16 protein-coding genes are annotated in these 14,283 nt (G+C 64.6%); 11 read left to right on the forward strand and 5 right to left on the reverse strand.

All coding sequences use genetic code 11. The features are described 5' to 3' along the window. Positions 1 to 105: 105 nt before the first annotated feature. The 3 genes from LN996_RS10275 to LN996_RS10285 are packed head-to-tail and all read right to left on the reverse strand — an operon-like array spanning position 106 to position 3,076. Positions 106 to 927: an ABC transporter ATP-binding protein gene (locus LN996_RS10275; protein ID WP_231340291.1), complete on the reverse strand. Its 822-nt coding sequence runs from the start codon at positions 925 to 927 to the stop codon at positions 106 to 108. Continuing rightward, positions 924 to 1,988: an iron-enterobactin ABC transporter permease gene (gene fepG / locus LN996_RS10280; protein WP_231340292.1), complete on the reverse strand. Its 1,065-nt coding sequence runs from the start codon at positions 1,986 to 1,988 to the stop codon at positions 924 to 926. The genes LN996_RS10275 and fepG overlap by 4 nt, the downstream gene beginning before the upstream one ends. Further along, a complete protein-coding gene (locus LN996_RS10285) occupies positions 1,985 to 3,076 on the reverse strand; it encodes a Fe(3+)-siderophore ABC transporter permease (protein ID WP_374110773.1) in 1,092 nt (363 codons plus the stop codon). The genes fepG and LN996_RS10285 overlap by 4 nt, the downstream gene beginning before the upstream one ends. 150 nt (positions 3,077 to 3,226) lie before the next feature. On the opposite strand from LN996_RS10285, the gene LN996_RS10290 reads away from it, so the two are divergent. Beyond that, positions 3,227 to 4,219 carry an ABC transporter substrate-binding protein gene (locus LN996_RS10290; RefSeq protein ID WP_374110834.1) on the forward strand — a complete coding sequence of 331 codons (993 nt, stop codon included), beginning with the start codon at positions 3,227 to 3,229 and terminating at the stop codon, positions 4,217 to 4,219. A gap of 152 nt (positions 4,220 to 4,371) precedes the next feature. Here LN996_RS10290 and LN996_RS10295 read toward each other — a convergent pair whose 3' ends face one another. Then, on the reverse strand, positions 4,372 to 5,004 hold the full coding sequence (locus LN996_RS10295; RefSeq protein WP_231340294.1) for a uracil-DNA glycosylase: 633 nt from the start codon (positions 5,002 to 5,004) through the stop codon (positions 4,372 to 4,374). Between the two features lie 242 nt (positions 5,005 to 5,246). Here LN996_RS10295 and LN996_RS10300 point away from each other — a divergent pair, with 242 nt between their 5' ends. The 7 genes from LN996_RS10300 to LN996_RS10330 all read left to right on the forward strand — a co-directional run bounded on the left by LN996_RS10300 (position 5,247) and on the right by LN996_RS10330 (position 10,199). Next, positions 5,247 to 5,585, forward strand: coding sequence for a hypothetical protein (locus tag LN996_RS10300; protein WP_231340295.1), 339 nt, complete (start codon positions 5,247 to 5,249; stop codon positions 5,583 to 5,585). Between the two features lie 111 nt (positions 5,586 to 5,696). Then, on the forward strand, positions 5,697 to 6,314 hold the full coding sequence (locus LN996_RS10305; RefSeq protein WP_231340296.1) for a SipW-dependent-type signal peptide-containing protein: 618 nt from the start codon (positions 5,697 to 5,699) through the stop codon (positions 6,312 to 6,314). Positions 6,315 to 6,317: 3 nt separating this feature from the next. Continuing rightward, positions 6,318 to 6,977: a SipW-dependent-type signal peptide-containing protein gene (locus LN996_RS10310; protein ID WP_231340297.1), complete on the forward strand. Its 660-nt coding sequence runs from the start codon at positions 6,318 to 6,320 to the stop codon at positions 6,975 to 6,977. Continuing rightward, positions 6,974 to 7,498: a signal peptidase I gene (locus tag LN996_RS10315; RefSeq protein ID WP_231340298.1), complete on the forward strand. Its 525-nt coding sequence runs from the start codon at positions 6,974 to 6,976 to the stop codon at positions 7,496 to 7,498. The genes LN996_RS10310 and LN996_RS10315 overlap by 4 nt, the downstream gene beginning before the upstream one ends. Beyond that, a complete protein-coding gene (locus LN996_RS10320; RefSeq protein WP_231340299.1) occupies positions 7,485 to 8,147 on the forward strand; it encodes a hypothetical protein in 663 nt (220 codons plus the stop codon). The genes LN996_RS10315 and LN996_RS10320 overlap by 14 nt, the downstream gene beginning before the upstream one ends. Continuing rightward, entirely contained in the window at positions 8,144 to 8,674 is a 531-nt protein-coding gene (locus LN996_RS10325) for a hypothetical protein (protein WP_231340300.1), read from the forward strand. The genes LN996_RS10320 and LN996_RS10325 overlap by 4 nt, the downstream gene beginning before the upstream one ends. A gap of 235 nt (positions 8,675 to 8,909) precedes the next feature. Next, a complete protein-coding gene (locus LN996_RS10330; protein WP_011773318.1) occupies positions 8,910 to 10,199 on the forward strand; it encodes an adenylosuccinate synthase in 1,290 nt (429 codons plus the stop codon). 60 nt (positions 10,200 to 10,259) lie between these two features. Here the strand turns inward: LN996_RS10330 and LN996_RS10335 are convergent, their stop codons facing one another. After that, a complete protein-coding gene (locus LN996_RS10335) occupies positions 10,260 to 10,985 on the reverse strand; it encodes a DUF2306 domain-containing protein (RefSeq protein ID WP_231340301.1) in 726 nt (241 codons plus the stop codon). A 144-nt stretch (positions 10,986 to 11,129) separates the two neighbouring features. Here LN996_RS10335 and LN996_RS10340 point away from each other — a divergent pair, with 144 nt between their 5' ends. From LN996_RS10340 to LN996_RS10350, 3 genes are read left to right on the forward strand one after another with little or no spacing between them, the layout of a single operon-like run. Continuing rightward, positions 11,130 to 11,870 carry a TetR/AcrR family transcriptional regulator C-terminal domain-containing protein gene (locus LN996_RS10340; RefSeq protein WP_231340302.1) on the forward strand — a complete coding sequence of 247 codons (741 nt, stop codon included), beginning with the start codon at positions 11,130 to 11,132 and terminating at the stop codon, positions 11,868 to 11,870. Continuing rightward, on the forward strand, positions 11,851 to 13,308 hold the full coding sequence (locus LN996_RS10345; protein WP_231340303.1) for an MFS transporter: 1,458 nt from the start codon (positions 11,851 to 11,853) through the stop codon (positions 13,306 to 13,308). The genes LN996_RS10340 and LN996_RS10345 overlap by 20 nt, the downstream gene beginning before the upstream one ends. 9 nt (positions 13,309 to 13,317) lie before the next feature. Further along, positions 13,318 to 14,190: an SMP-30/gluconolactonase/LRE family protein gene (locus LN996_RS10350; RefSeq protein WP_231340304.1), complete on the forward strand. Its 873-nt coding sequence runs from the start codon at positions 13,318 to 13,320 to the stop codon at positions 14,188 to 14,190. The last annotated feature ends 93 nt before the right edge of the window (positions 14,191 to 14,283 follow it).

A 14,283-nucleotide genomic window follows, 5' to 3' on the forward strand; every position in this document is an offset into this window, starting at 1 on the left:
CCCCCCCCCCCCCCCCCCCCCCCCCCCCCCCCCCCCCCCCCCCCCCCCCCCCCCCCCCCCCCCCCCCCCCCCCCCCCCCCCCCCCCCCCCTCGTCGTTAAAAGCGTTAGTCCGTGACCGCTGCGTGGCGGGGTCGCCCGAGCGGGACCACCAGCGGCGTGTGCGTCACGGGGTCGTCGATGATTTGGCAGGCCATGCCGAACACGTCCTCCACCAAGGACTCGGTGATCACGTCAGCGGGAGCCCCTTCGGCCACTACCACGCCGTCTTTCATGGCGATGATGTGGTCTGCGTAGCGGCTGGCATGGTTGAGGTCGTGCAGCACTGCGACCAGCGTGTGGCCCTTGTCCAGGTTGAGCTCGCGGAAGAGTTCCAACAGTTCGATCTGGTGTGCGATATCAAGGAACGTGGTGGGCTCGTCCAGGAGCATCAGCGGCGTCTGCTGGGCGAGAACCATGGCCACCCACACACGCTGGCGCTGGCCGCCGGAGAGCTCGTCAACCAGCCGCCCGGACAATGCGGCGACGCCGGTGGCATCCATGGCTTCCACGACGGCCATTTCATCGGCTTCGGACCATTGCCGCAGCAGTTTCTGGTGCGGGTACCGGCCTCGTGCCACGAGGTCGGCCACGGTGATGCCGTCGGGTGCGATGGAGGACTGCGGCAGCAACCCGAGGCGCCGGGAGAGTTCCTTCGAGGGCAGCGCGGTCACGGATTTGCCGTCCAGCAGCACCTGTCCGCTGCGCGGCTTGATGAGCCGGGCGAGGGCGCGCAGGAGCGTGGACTTGCCGCAGGCGTTGGGCCCCACGATCACGGTGAACTTTCCCTCGGGGATGCGCACGTTGAGGTTCTCGGAGATGATGCGTTGCTCGTAGCCGATGGTCAGGGCTTCGGCGTGGAGCTGCGGAGCAGAAGTAGTGAGGATCATGATTTCCTTGCTTCCCTGGCCAGCAGCCAGACGAGGTAGATACCGCCGATGCATACCGTCACAACGCCGACGGGGAGCTGGATCGGAGAGAACAGGCGTTGCGCGGCGAGGTCGCTCGCCACCAGCAGGAAGGCACCCATCACTGCGGACGGAACCAAGGTGATGCCGGCGCTCCCGGTGAGCCGACGGGCCAACTGCGGGGCGGCGAGGGCGACGAACGCTATGGGACCGGCCACTGCCGTCACAGCCGCAGTGAGCGCCACGCCCAGGCTGAGCAGCAACAAACGGGTGGGTTCCGCCCGGACGCCCAAGGCGCGTGCGGCGTCGTCGCCCATTTCCAGGAGTTGCATCCGACGCGTCACGGCCAGCGTGGCCAAGCCAACCACAACAACCACGACGGCGGCAGGCGCCGCTTGCTCCCACGTGATGCCGTTGAGGGACCCGGCTCCCCAAACGGCTGCCGCCAGGGCGGCTTCAAGTTCGGCCTGCAGGATGAGCCAGTGATTCAAGGCGGCCAGCATTGCGCTGATGCCGATGCCCACGATGATGAGCCGGAAGCCTTGGGAGCCGCGGCGGTAAGCCAGCAAATAGACGGCCAGAGCGGTGAGGACGCCACCCACAAGGGCGCCCGCTGCGATGCCAAGGTAGCCCCCACCAACTGTCAGCATCACGATCAGCGCACCAGTGTAGGCGCCTGTGTTGAAGCCGATGATGTCCGGGCTGCCCAAAGGGTTGCGGGTCATGGACTGGAAAATGCCGCCGCTCATGCCCAGGGCGGCACCGAACACCAACGCCGCCAGCACACGAGGGAGACGCCACTCCATGACGATGGTCTGTGCAAGTCCCGGGGCATCTCCGGTGAAGGCTTGCAGGACCTGTTGCACAGTGACGTCGTAGTCGCCGGTGGCCAGTGAAACCACGGCCACGGCAAGCGCGGCCAGGAGCAGCGGGATGCAGACGAGGATGCTGCGGACATCGAACCGGAGGCTCAGCGAGCGGTTGCGAAGCAGGACGGTGGGCCGGCCAAAGTCCACTCGAGTCCCGGGGTCCAGGCGACTCATAGTCCGCTCACCTTCCGGCGCCGCGCCAACGCGATCAGCACGGGAGCACCGATGAACGCGGTCACCACTCCCACTTGGAGCTCACCGGGTGCGGCAACCCTGCCAACGACGTCGGACACCAGCAGCAGGATGGGGGAGAGCACCACGGTGGTGGCCAGGATCCACCGCTGGTCCGGGCCCACGATCCACCGGGCCACGTGCGGAATCATGAGCCCCACGAATCCGATGGCTCCGGCACCGGCCGTTGCTGCGCCGCTCAGGAGGGTGATGGAAATAATCCCCAGGATGCGCGTGCGGTTGACGTTGGCCCCCAGGGAGGTGGCGAGGTCGTCGCCCAGCGCCACGGCATTGAGTCCGCGGACGCAGAACAACGCCACCAGCAGGCCCGCGCCCATGAACGGCGCCACAGTCAGGACCGACTCCATGCTGCGCGTGTCCAGTGAGCCGATGCTCCACGAGCGCAGGTGGTCAAAAGCTTTCGGATTCAGGAGCGTGAGCCCGGATCCAATGCCGGTGAGCACCGCGCCCAAGGCCACTCCGGCCAGCGTCAGCCGGATCGGATTCACCACGTTCCTGCCGGAAGTGCCGATCAAGTACACGGCCGCCGTTGTGAGGATGGCGCCGGCAAACGCGAACCAGATGTAACCACTCAGGGAACCAACGCCGAAGACGCCGATCGCCAGCACGATCGCGAAGGATGCGCCGGCGTTGACGCCCAGGATGCCAGGATCTGCCAGCGGATTCCGCGTGATCGCCTGGATCAGCGCGCCGGCTACACCCAGGGCGACTCCGACGGCGATCCCCATCAAGGTACGCGGCAGGCGGCTTTCCAGAATGATCGCGTGATCTGCCGTGTCCTGTGGGTTGGTGAACGCTTCCAGGACGGTGGCAGCCGGGATGAACTTCGCCCCGATGCCCAGGCTCAACATCACGGCACCCAGGAGTACCGCCGCGGCAAGGGCCAGGAAGACGATCCGCCAGCGGGATTTATTGACGACGCCGGAATGCGGCACCGCGCCGGCAGCCGGAAGGGCGGGAGCGGCTACTTGGGACATAGCGCCGTCATGTGGGACACAGCAGGGGACCATTCCGGAGAGGTGGGGCGGTAATAGGGGGCGATCCCGTGACTGTTGTCACAACGTCACGGAAGTGTGCCTTAATTAGGTTAGCCTTACCCAGTGAAAAATGACGATTTTGAAGTACAGCCGCGTAAGGCTTCCCGCATGCGCAAGCTTTCCATGAAGGTGGCCGGAGTCGCCTTGGTAGCTGGCCTCCTTGCGGGCTGCGGCGCCAGTGGTGGCTCGGGCTCCAGTGCCGGCAACGCGGATGTTGCAACGGGCGGATCCAAGTTCACTACTGCGGACCAGGAAACGGCCAAGCTCGGCACGGACGCCGCCCCCGGCGTTTTCCCGCGTACCCTGAAGCACGCCAACGGTGAGACCACCTTGGAGAAGAAGCCCACACGCGTGGTGGTCCTCGACACCGGGGAGCTGGACGACGTCGTGACCCTTGGCATCACGCCGGTAGGGATGGCCACCACCGAAGGCGCCAACCCTGTCCCCACGTACTTGGCTGACAAGGTCAAGGATGTGGCTTCGGTAGGCACCATCCAGGACCTTAACCTCGAAGCAATCGCTGCGCTGAAGCCGGACCTCATCCTGGGCAGCCAGCTCCGCGCCGACAAACTGTACAAGCAACTGTCCGCCATTGCCCCCACAGTCTTCAGCATCCGCCCCGGCTTCCCGTGGAAAGAGAACTTCCTCCTGGTGGGCAAGTCCTTGGGCGAGGAAGACAAAGCCGTCAAGGCCTTGAACGACTACCAAACGGAAGCGGACGCCCTCAAGGCAGACGTCAAGGGCGATCCCAAAATCTCGCTGGTCCGCTTCCTGCCGGGCAAGATCCGCCTCTATGCGAACAAGTCACTGATCGGCGTCATCCTGAAGGACGCTGGCCTGGACCGTCCCGAGAACCAGAATATTGACGAACTCGCCGCCGAGATTTCGGCCGAAAACATCGAGCAAGGGGATGCAGACTGGATCTTCTACAGCAGCTACGGTGACCCCGCTGCCACCGGCGAAACGTCCGTGGTTGAAGGCGCTGTCTGGCCTAAGCTCGGTGCCGTCAAAGCCGGCCAGGCCAAGGCCGTCAGCGACGACGTCTGGTTCCTCGGCCTCGGCCCCACCGGCGCCCAGCTGATCCTCAAGGACCTCCGGAGCATGCTGGTCGGCTAACGCCTCCACCCCAAAACAAGCACCCCAACGTACGACAGCCGCCCCCACCAAAAGGTGAGGGCCGCCGTCGTCGTTAATTCGCCCAAGTAGGTCGCATTTGTGCGCGTATTGAGCGCTCAAAACGCGCACAAATGCGACTCAGTTGGGTACGGCTAGGCCTTGCGGGGGATGCCCGTGCGTGCCATGGCCTCGGCGTAGGCGCCGTGGATGGCATCCAGGTATTCCTGCTGGCGTGCCGGAGTTCCGGCGAAGGAGCGGCCACCGAGCGAGCGGACCTTGAAGGTCTTGAAGCCGCGGCGGGCGATGCTGGCCGGAGCAGCCTTCATGAGCTGGTCGGCGAGGCGGTGGGCCTCATTGCCGTGCGCCACCAGTGCGGAGGTGCGCGGGAGGAGCTGGAGGAGGCGCAGCAAAGGCTTGAGGCCTTCGGTGATGTTGGCCGGCGTGAGCTTGCCCGGTTCTTCGGTGGGTTCGATCCACGGGTACGCGTTCCACGGAATCATGAGCTCGGGGCGGAGGCCAAGCTGCCACTGCATGCCGAGCATGCGGGTGGCGGCTTCGTCGTCACCAGGGGTGATGAAGCCCTCGCCGGTGTTGGTGCGCTGATTGGAGAAAAGGCTGACGATGCGGCAGTCATCCATGCTGTGGGCGGGGTCGATGTAAAGGACCTCGCTGCCCGGCTTCTGCTCCTTGATGGAGTCGCACAGCTCGTTGACCTCGGCGATGTGCGGTTCGTAGCGGCGGTTCCAGAGGATTTCTTCGGGTGATTCAGTCGCCAGTTCTTGCATCAGGGGTTAGGTCTCCTAGGTGTTACAGCGCACCATTCCAAGGGGCCGCGGGCATGCCGCAGCCGAACCTCAAAGGGTGCTGTTGGGGGCTAACTAACCTTACCGGACTATGGGGGTTAACGGGGCCCGCTCCGGCGCGCCCCGAAATGCGACGCGGCGTGTTGCCCGGAAACGTGTCGGGTATCTCGACGGCGGCGGTCAAGTCTCGACGACGGCCCGCGGGGTCGTGCATGATGCGGCATATGGAGAAACAAGAACCGTCCGCTGCCGCCCTTTCCGCTTTCGAGGGCCTGGGCGCAGAACTTGCCGCGGCCGGCGTCGTCATGGGAAAGATGTTCGGGGCCAGTTCGCTCATGCTGAACAAGAAGGCGTTGGCCTGCTTGAACGGCGACAAGGTGGTCTTCAAACTCGGCCGGGACACCGCGGAGCACGCCCGTGCGCTTGATCTGCCGGGCGCGGTGTTGTTTGATCCGTCAGGAATGAAGCGCCCGTTCAAGGACTGGGTTGAAGTACCTTTTTCCTCCAACGAAGAGTGGCCCGCGTTCGCCGAAGCTGCGCTGCAGTTCGTGGCCGGTGAGTGATTAACCCTTAAGTGCCGGTCGGCGCCGCTGCTGTCCACCCGAGTAGAAGATGGGTTGGAAGGGGAGCCATTTGGCGACCCGTCACGCGCCAACACTCATCTCGGGGGAACAATGGTTGCACATGAAGTAGCTTCACCGGAAACAAGGCAGCGTCACAGCAAGGCACCCAAGGTCCGCGCTTTCCTGGCCGGTGGGCTGGTACTCGGAGTAGGCGCTGCGATTACCTTGGCGGCGTGGAACGACTCCGAATTTGCCCAAGGCACCTTCACCGCTGGTTCGTTCAACCTTGAGGGCAGCACGGACGGCACGGCGTTCGGAGAGAACCCGGTTGCGACACCGGCAACGCTTGGCTTCACTGCCACGCCGTCCAACCTTTCACCCGGGGACGTGGTCACGGCGCCCTTCGCGGTCAGGCTGGATGATGCCACCACCAACGACGCCACCGTCACCGTCTCAACTGAAGCATCAACGGGTGCACTGACTGGTCTCACGTACTCCCTCACGCAATCGACGGATTTTGGGTGCGCCGAACCAGTGGACACCACGTTGGTGGCAGCCGGACAAGTACTGGGGACGACGCCGGGCAGTGTCACCTTTGCGCTGACGCAGGGAGCGGGCACCAATCCGGGCGATGCAGTGAACCTGTGCTTCCGGATCACGGCCGACGATGACCTCGTCCAGTCCCAAACCGGGACCACCACCTGGGAATTCGCCGCGCAATCGCAGTGATCCATGGGTCGTCGACAAGCCAAGACCAAGCACGGTGCGGTTGCCCTGCGCATCCGTGCGATCCTCGCCGGGGCGTTGGTGCTGGGGCTCGGCAGCTCAGTGACCCTGGCGTCCTGGACTGACAGCGACTTTGCCGGTGGCTCCTTCGGGGCGAGCGTTTTCCAAACGGAATCCAATGTCACCAAGCCGTACAGCGCCGCAGGCGCATGGAATACCAATGACGTGTCTCCGGGCGGCACGCTGGTGTTCGCCGCTACTGCGATGAGCCCTGGCACTGTGGCCTATGCACCGTTCGCCATCCGGACCAAAGCCACCTCGGTAGCCGGCGAGGTGGTCCTCGGGGTTCCGGTGGTGACCAGCAGCGGTACCGGAAACGCGGACCTGGGGGCGGCGCTCCGATACCGCGTGGTCCGGTCGGCCACCTGCGACGCGTCGTCGTTTACCGGGACGCCAACGTTCGTGGTGGGCAGCGACGGAGCCAAACCGTTCACGCAAGGGCAGGCGGCCGGCGTCGTAAATCCCCTGGCCGCCGCAACAGCGACGCTTCCCGGGGCTCCGACGCAGTTCTGCTTCGAGGTCACCCTTCCCCTTGGCGCAAACAATGCCCTGCAAGGCCAGACCGCCACCGCAACCTGGCAATTTACTGCCACCTCAAGCTCATGAGCCGCCGCCCGTTCCGCAGCCGGCTGCGGGAAGTCCTGTTGAACATCGCGGCCGCAGGCGGGGCTGTGTGCATCCTGGCGGTGATCTGCGCACTGCTGTTCAACATCACGCTGATCATGTTCAAGACGGGGTCGATGTCGCCCGGTATCCCGGCGGGTTCGCTCGCCGTGGTCCGTGAGATCCCTGCCAGCGGGATCAACGCAGGCGACGTCGTGACCGTGGACAGGCCGGGGAAGCTGCCCATCACGCACAGGGTCCAAACAGTGGAGCCTGCGGACGGATCTGCGCGAACCATCACCATGAAGGGTGATGCCAACACCGAAGCGGATCCGGCACCCTATGTGGTGGAGAAGGTCCGGCTGGTCCTCTGGTCCGTGCCGGGGCTCGCCCAGCCACTGTCCGCGGCCGCCAATCCGGTGGTTCTTGGCGCCACAACTATTGCTGTCTCCGGGCTGGTGACCTGGGTCCTGTGGCCAAGGAATCCGAGCCGGCGCAGGAGCGGGCAGCATGTGGCGGCGTAGTGGGTTGTGGACGGCAGCCGTTGCGGCAGGGCTGCTGCTGGGTGCCGCACCCGCGGTTGCCGCCGATGGGGAGGCTTCGGGTTGGTTGGAGCTCGACGCCGGTCCAGCCGGCCAAGTGCATCGGCTCACCCCGGGCGGCAGTGCGGATTGGGCGGTGGATGTCCATGTTCGCGGCGAACCTGCCACATCCCTCGACGTCGGGCTGCAAACCGAGCCGGCGTCAACGGAGGTGCTGCGGGATTTCCTGAGCGTGGAGCTCAAGGCTTGCTCGCAACCCTGGGAGGGAAGCTCCTGCGCGGAGGGCCAGCGTGTCTTGTTGGGGCGGACATCGCTGGACACTGCCGGGGGTGTGCAGGTGGACCTCATGGAACCCGGCAGTGCCGAATCGACCAACGCCTACGTCCTCCTGACAGCAACGTTGGCCGAGGACGTGCCCCGTGAGGTGCAGGGGAGTCGTACGCAGATCGTGGTGGGCGTCCACGGGTCAGGGGACGACACGGGTGGGCCGGGCGTCCCCGGAAACCCGGCCGGGCCGTCGTCGGGAATCCTGGCAGACACCGGTTTTCGCCTGGGAGGGTTTGCGCTCCTCGGTTTCGGGGCGGTCGCGGCAGGGTTTGGACTTGCCCGTTTGCGGGGTGCTGCCGGGTGAATATGTTCAAGCGGGCGCGGGTTGGACTGACGGTGGCGTTGCCCCTCGCCGTCGTGTTTTCCGCGGTGAACCCGCCGGCCGTCACGGAAGCGGCATGGCAACGCGATCAGTACTCGGCGGGGAGCTTCGGCACGGTGACCATCCCGGCTCCAACACTCAACGGTCCATGTGTGTACAACAACGGGATCGCCGGTCTGGGCGCCTATGTGCGGGTGTACTGGAAACCACCAGCAGGCTACGCACTGGCGGATGCAGAAATGCAGGCTTCCACCAGTGGCCTGGGGTCCCTTCTGGCGCCACTGACCGGCTACTCGTTGGCTGGGAACACTACCGGAACAGCGGCAGGCGGATACACCACGGACGTTGCCACCAATTTGTTGGGCGGTCTGCTGGGCCTTGGCACGGAACTCCAACTCGCCATTGTGGTGAAGCGGTACGGGTGGACCTCCCAGCCGGCCTCAGTGGCCACGAATGCGGGACTCATCCTTGGACTGGGCGGCAACTGCCGGAACCTGCCGGCCGCTTAGAGATGGCCCGTCCCAGGTTTCACTGAAGAAAACTTCACCCTGCCGCCTTCCAAGACACCTTGACACCAGAGAAAGCGGTGTCATCGGCTAAACTTGGCTGGTAAGAGCCCCGAAACTCTTGCGTAGGTCGCCGCTCGCGGCAGGCTGCACCGGTAACGTCGGGGCATTCTCATGTACGGCGTCGAGTTCTGGTCATCCGGCCAGTGTCTCGCCCGAAAGAATGGGGGAGGATCCCATGCCCGCTATCGTGATCGTCGGAGCCCAGTGGGGCGACGAAGGCAAAGGCAAAGCAACCGATCTGCTCGGTGGCCGCGTTGACTACGTGGTCAAGCCCAATGGCGGTAACAACGCCGGGCACACCGTGGTTGTTGGCGGTGAGAAGTATGAGCTGAAGCTCCTTCCCGCGGGCATCCTGAGCCCCAACGCAATTCCTATTATTGGCAACGGCTGCGTGGTGAACCTCGAGGCCCTGTTCCAGGAAATCGATGGCCTCGAAGCCCGTGGCGCGGATACTTCCCGCCTGCGCGTCTCGGCCAACGCCCACCTGGTTGCCCCTTACCACCAGGTGCTGGACAAGGTCACCGAGCGCTTCCTTGGCAGCCGCGCCATTGGCACCACCGGCCGCGGCATCGGTCCGGCCTACATGGACAAGGTGGCCCGCCTCGGCATCCGCGTCCAGGACGTCTTTGACGAGTCCATCCTCCGCCAGAAGGTGGAAGGTTCGCTGCGCCAGAAGAACGAACTCCTGGTCAAGGTGTACAACCGCCGCGACATCATTGCTGACGAGATCGTGGAGTACTTCCTGTCCTTCGCCGAGCGCCTGCGCCCGTTGGTCATCGACAGCACCCTCGAGCTCAACAACGCACTGGATGAGGGCAAGGTCGTCCTCATGGAAGGTGGCCAGGCCACGTTCCTGGACGTCGACCACGGCACCTACCCGTTCGTCACCTCGTCCAACCCGACTGCAGGCGGCGCCTCCGTTGGTTCGGGCATTGGCCCTACCCGCATCTCGCGCTCCATCGGCATCATCAAGGCGTACACCACGCGTGTTGGCGCCGGGCCGTTCCCCACGGAACTGTTCGATGAGATGGGTGTTTACCTGCAGAAGACCGGTGGCGAGTTCGGTGTGAACACCGGCCGTCCCCGCCGCTGCGGTTGGTACGACGCCGTCCTGGCCCGCCACGCTTCCCGCGTCAACGGCTTCACGGACTACTTCGTCACCAAGCTGGACGTCCTCACGGGCATCGAGCAGATCCCTGTCTGCGTCGCCTACGACGTCGACGGTGTCCGCCACGACGAGATGCCCATGACGCAGACCGAGTTCCACCACGCTGTCCCGATCTTCGAGTACTTCGACGGTTGGACCGAGGACATCACCGGTGCGCGCACCCTGGAGGACCTCCCGGAGAACGCCCGCAACTACGTGCTGGCCCTGGAAAAGCTCTCCGGAACGCGCTTCTCGGCCATCGGCGTCGGCCCGGACCGCGACCAGACCATCGTTGTTCACGACCTGATCAACGACTAGGGTCTTCCGGACTTCGCCGTTCATTGAACGCTGACGACGGCGGCGGGTCACCTTGGTTCCTCATGGAACCGACGGGTGGCCCGCCGTCGTCGTTTCCGGTTTAACGGCCCGGCCCGCCGTGCTTGAGGCGTGGCCGGCCATCCTGGCGCGCCTGCGGATGACGTACTCGGCCACCGCAAGGTTGATGACCCAGGAGGCGCCCATGAGTATTGCCCGTGTTGTCTCGTTGGTGGGGCCGGCAACCAGTATCCACGACAGGATGACCAGGGCTTGCGTTCCGGCCCCCAGGGCGATTGCGTAGGCCCGCGTCATCCATGCGCCGTGGGTGGCGTAGTCCCGGCGTCGAATCGCAAAGAGTCCCAGGATGATGCTCGCGACCATGGCCGAACCAAAGATCAGCCGAAGGACCAGAAGCGCCTCGCCGTCGCCTTCGGGGAGGTCGTAGAACATGGACATCCATACGCCGGACAGGGCAGCGAGCAAGCCGGCCGGCACAAGGATGCGTCCGGCCATCCGGTGCCATGACCGCTTGCCGCGCCGAAGCGAAGGGATGAACTGGAAAGCCCCGAGCAAGCTGTAAACCGTCACGGTGACGATGTGGGTTATCACCGGGATGGGCGAACCGAAGAACCTGGCGTTTTGCGGAGTGGGTGCGCCGCCCGTCAATTCAGAGAGGCGGGCGGCACCGGCTATGACCGGGATGAGGCTGAGTGCGATCAAGGCCGCGGGCACCGCCCACTTTGCCTGGTGGTTGCCGCGGGGGGATGTGGTGGTTCGTGCTGTCATGGCTCTGCCTTGCGCTCTTTGGTGACCGGCGTCCTGGAAGGTGTACGGCGTACACCTTCATGTTGGAAAGGCTAGGTGTACGCTGTATACCTGTCAACCCCCCCGGACTCCGGTCCTTGCGGTACTTTTCGGAAGGCATGTCATATGACCCAGCTGGCGGAAGCAGCCCGACGCGTACCCCTGAACCGCGACCGCGTGCTGGAAGCCGCCGTCGCGCTGGCCGACGAGGTGGGAATTGAGTCACTGAGCATGCGTCGGCTCGCGCAGGAACTCGGCGTTGTTCCGATGGCGCTGTACAAGCACGTCGCCAACAAGGAAGAACTCCTGGACGGCATGGTGGACACCCTTGTCAGCGAAATCGACCCGCCCGTTCCGGAGGCGCCGTGGAAGTCTGCCGTCCGGCTGCGGGTGCTTTCGGCCAGGCGGGCACTCCTGCGGCACCCCTGGGCCCGCCCTGTGATTGAGACCCGCACCACCACCACGCCGGCCGTACTCGAGTACATGGACGGCTTTGTGGGAATGTTCCTTGGGGGAGGGTTATCCGTGGATCTCACGCACCACGTCATGCACGCCTTGGGCAGCCGGATGTGGGGGTTCACCCAAGAGGTCTTCGACGACTCGGCGGGGCGGGATGCCGGCGGGCAGCAAAGCATGCCGGCCGAGGTCCGGACCGCCATGGCGAGGCAGATGGCCGAGAGCTACCCGAATCTCTTTCGGATTGCCTTGGCGGCAGCACATGAGGATGAGTCCGTTGTAGGGTCCGGTTGCGATGACCAGTTCGAGTTCGAGTTTGCCCTCGACCTCCTCCTTGACGGATTTGAGCGGCTCCACGAGCAGGATTGGACGAGCACGATTGGACGGGCAGATGACCACAGTGACCGATGACGGAATCGGGTTCCGATCCCGTCGTGGACCCATTCTGATTGCTTTGATGCTCTCCACGGGCCTGGTGGCGATCGATGCCACAATTGTTGCCACGGCGGTGCCATCGATCGTTGATGACATCGGCGGGTTCTCCTCATTCCCGTGGCTCTTTTCCGCATACCTGTTGGCCCAGGCGGTGTCCGTCCCTGTCTACGCCAAACTCTCGGATGTCCTGGGCCGCAAACCGGTCATACTCCTTGGCATCGGCCTTTTCCTGCTCGGATCGATTCTCTGCGGAGTGGCGTGGAGCATGCCGGCGCTCATCGCATTCCGCGTGCTTCAAGGGCTCGGTGCGGGAGCCGTGCAGCCTGTAGCCATCACCATTGCAGGCGACATCTACACGCTTGCGGAGCGGGCGAAGGTGCAGGGCTACCTGGCGAGCGTGTGGGCCGTTTCTTCCGTGGTGGGGCCAACACTGGGTGGCGTGTTCGCATCGTTGGAAATCTGGCGTGGGATCTTCCTCATCAACATCCCTCTATGCCTCCTGGCGGGTTGGATGCTGATCCGTACTTTCCACGAGAACGTGGAGCGTACCAAGCACCGCATCGACTACCTGGGAGCCGGACTGCTGACGATCTCCCTGAGCCTGCTCATCCTGGGGGCGCTCCAAGGGGGCCAGGCCTGGCCGTGGAACTCACCCATCAGCATCACTGTATTTGCCGGGGGAGCCGTGGTGCTGATCGCGTTCCTCCTGGTGGAGCGGAAGGCGTCGGAGCCGGTCCTGCCGCCCTGGGTCGTCTCGCGCAGGCTGCTGGCGACGACGGCGATGGTCGCTTTCGGGGTCGGCGCGGTGATGCTGGGGCTCACCTCCTACGTGCCCACCTTCCTGGAAGGCGCACTGTCCACGTCACCGCTCCTGGCTGGCCTTGCGTTGGCAGCATTGACGCTGGGCTGGCCCATCAGCGCTTCCCAAGCCGGCCGGTTCTACCTCCGGATCGGGTTCAAGCGGACGGCCATCATTGGCATCGTGATCACGGTGGTTGGCACCGCCGTCCTGGCCCTCACCGCCTCGTCGCCCAGCGTTCTGCTGGTGGCGGTTGCCTGTTTCATCGTTGGACTCGGGTTGGGCCTGGTGGCAACTCCAAGCCTCATTGCCGCCCAGACCAGCGTCGAATGGAATGAGCGCGGCGTCGTCACCGGGACCAACCTCTTTGCGCGTTCCATCGGCAGCTCCATCGGTGTAGCCGTGTTCGGGGCGGTGGCCAACGCCATTTATGCCAACGGTCCAAGCGGCGGCCCCGATCCTCAAACCACAGTTCACGCATCCGCTGCCGTCTTCATGGCTGTGCTTGTCAGTGCCATCCTCACGGTCGTGGCAGTTCTGGCGATGCCGTCGGAGGGCAAGGGCAGCAGGACGGAACCGGCAGGGAAGGCCAGCCCGGAACCTGCCAACGACTAGTCTCAAATCATGGAGAATCTGATCACGGGCACCCTGGAGAAGCTGTTCGAAGGCACTGTGTGGGCGGAGGGGCCAGTCTGGGTTCCTGCGTCGCAGACGGTTCGCTGGAGCGACATCCCCAACAACCGGATTCTCGAGTTCACGCCCGCCACTGGTCGGACGCGTGAGTATGCCACCGCCGTCGAATACACCAACGGGCGTACCCTCGACCACGACGGCAGCGTGGTGCAGTGCAGCCATGGCCGCAGGCGCGTTGAGCGGGATCACGACGGCGTGGTGACGGGAATCGTCGATTCGTTCGGCGGACATCGGCTCAATTCGCCCAACGACGTCGTGGTGGCCGGCGATGGCACAGTCTGGTTTACGGATCCACCGTACGGAATCCTGCCCGGGACCGTCGAAGGCCACGAGGGCGAGCAGGAATACGGTGGTTGCTACGTCTTCCGCTTCGACCCGGGAACGGAAGAGCTGACGCCGGTGGTGACGGACCTTGTTCACCCCAATGGCCTGGCGTTCTCTCCGGACGAGTCGCTGCTGTACGTCGCTGACTCGGCGGGTCCGGGACTCGGGGTGCCTTTCCGGATCGCTGTTTATCCCGTTGAGGGCGGCGTTTGCGGGGAAGGCCGGACGTTTGTTGAGCTTGAAGATGACGCGGCATCGGACGGATTCCGCGTTGATGTCGACGGTAGGGTGTGGACGTCAGCTGGGTCATCGGTCCGCGTGTATTCGCCCGACGGCGGGTTGCTGGCCGCCGTCGACGTTCCGGAAAGAGTCTCCAACCTTTGCTTTGGCGGAGCCGATGGCCGCGACCTGTACATCACCGCCACCACGTCCTTGTACCGACTGCGGACATCGACGCAGGACACGGTCGCGAAGCGTTAGCCACGGCGAACCGTTCGACAGCTGGAGGTGAAGGGGAGCATAATGGTTAGCGGAGCTAATTAGCATTGCTAACTATTATCGCACCTCAGGAGG

The sequence above is a fragment of the Arthrobacter sp. AK01 genome (genome assembly GCF_021109375.1).
In the GTDB taxonomy this organism is placed as follows: domain Bacteria; phylum Actinomycetota; class Actinomycetes; order Actinomycetales; family Micrococcaceae; genus Arthrobacter.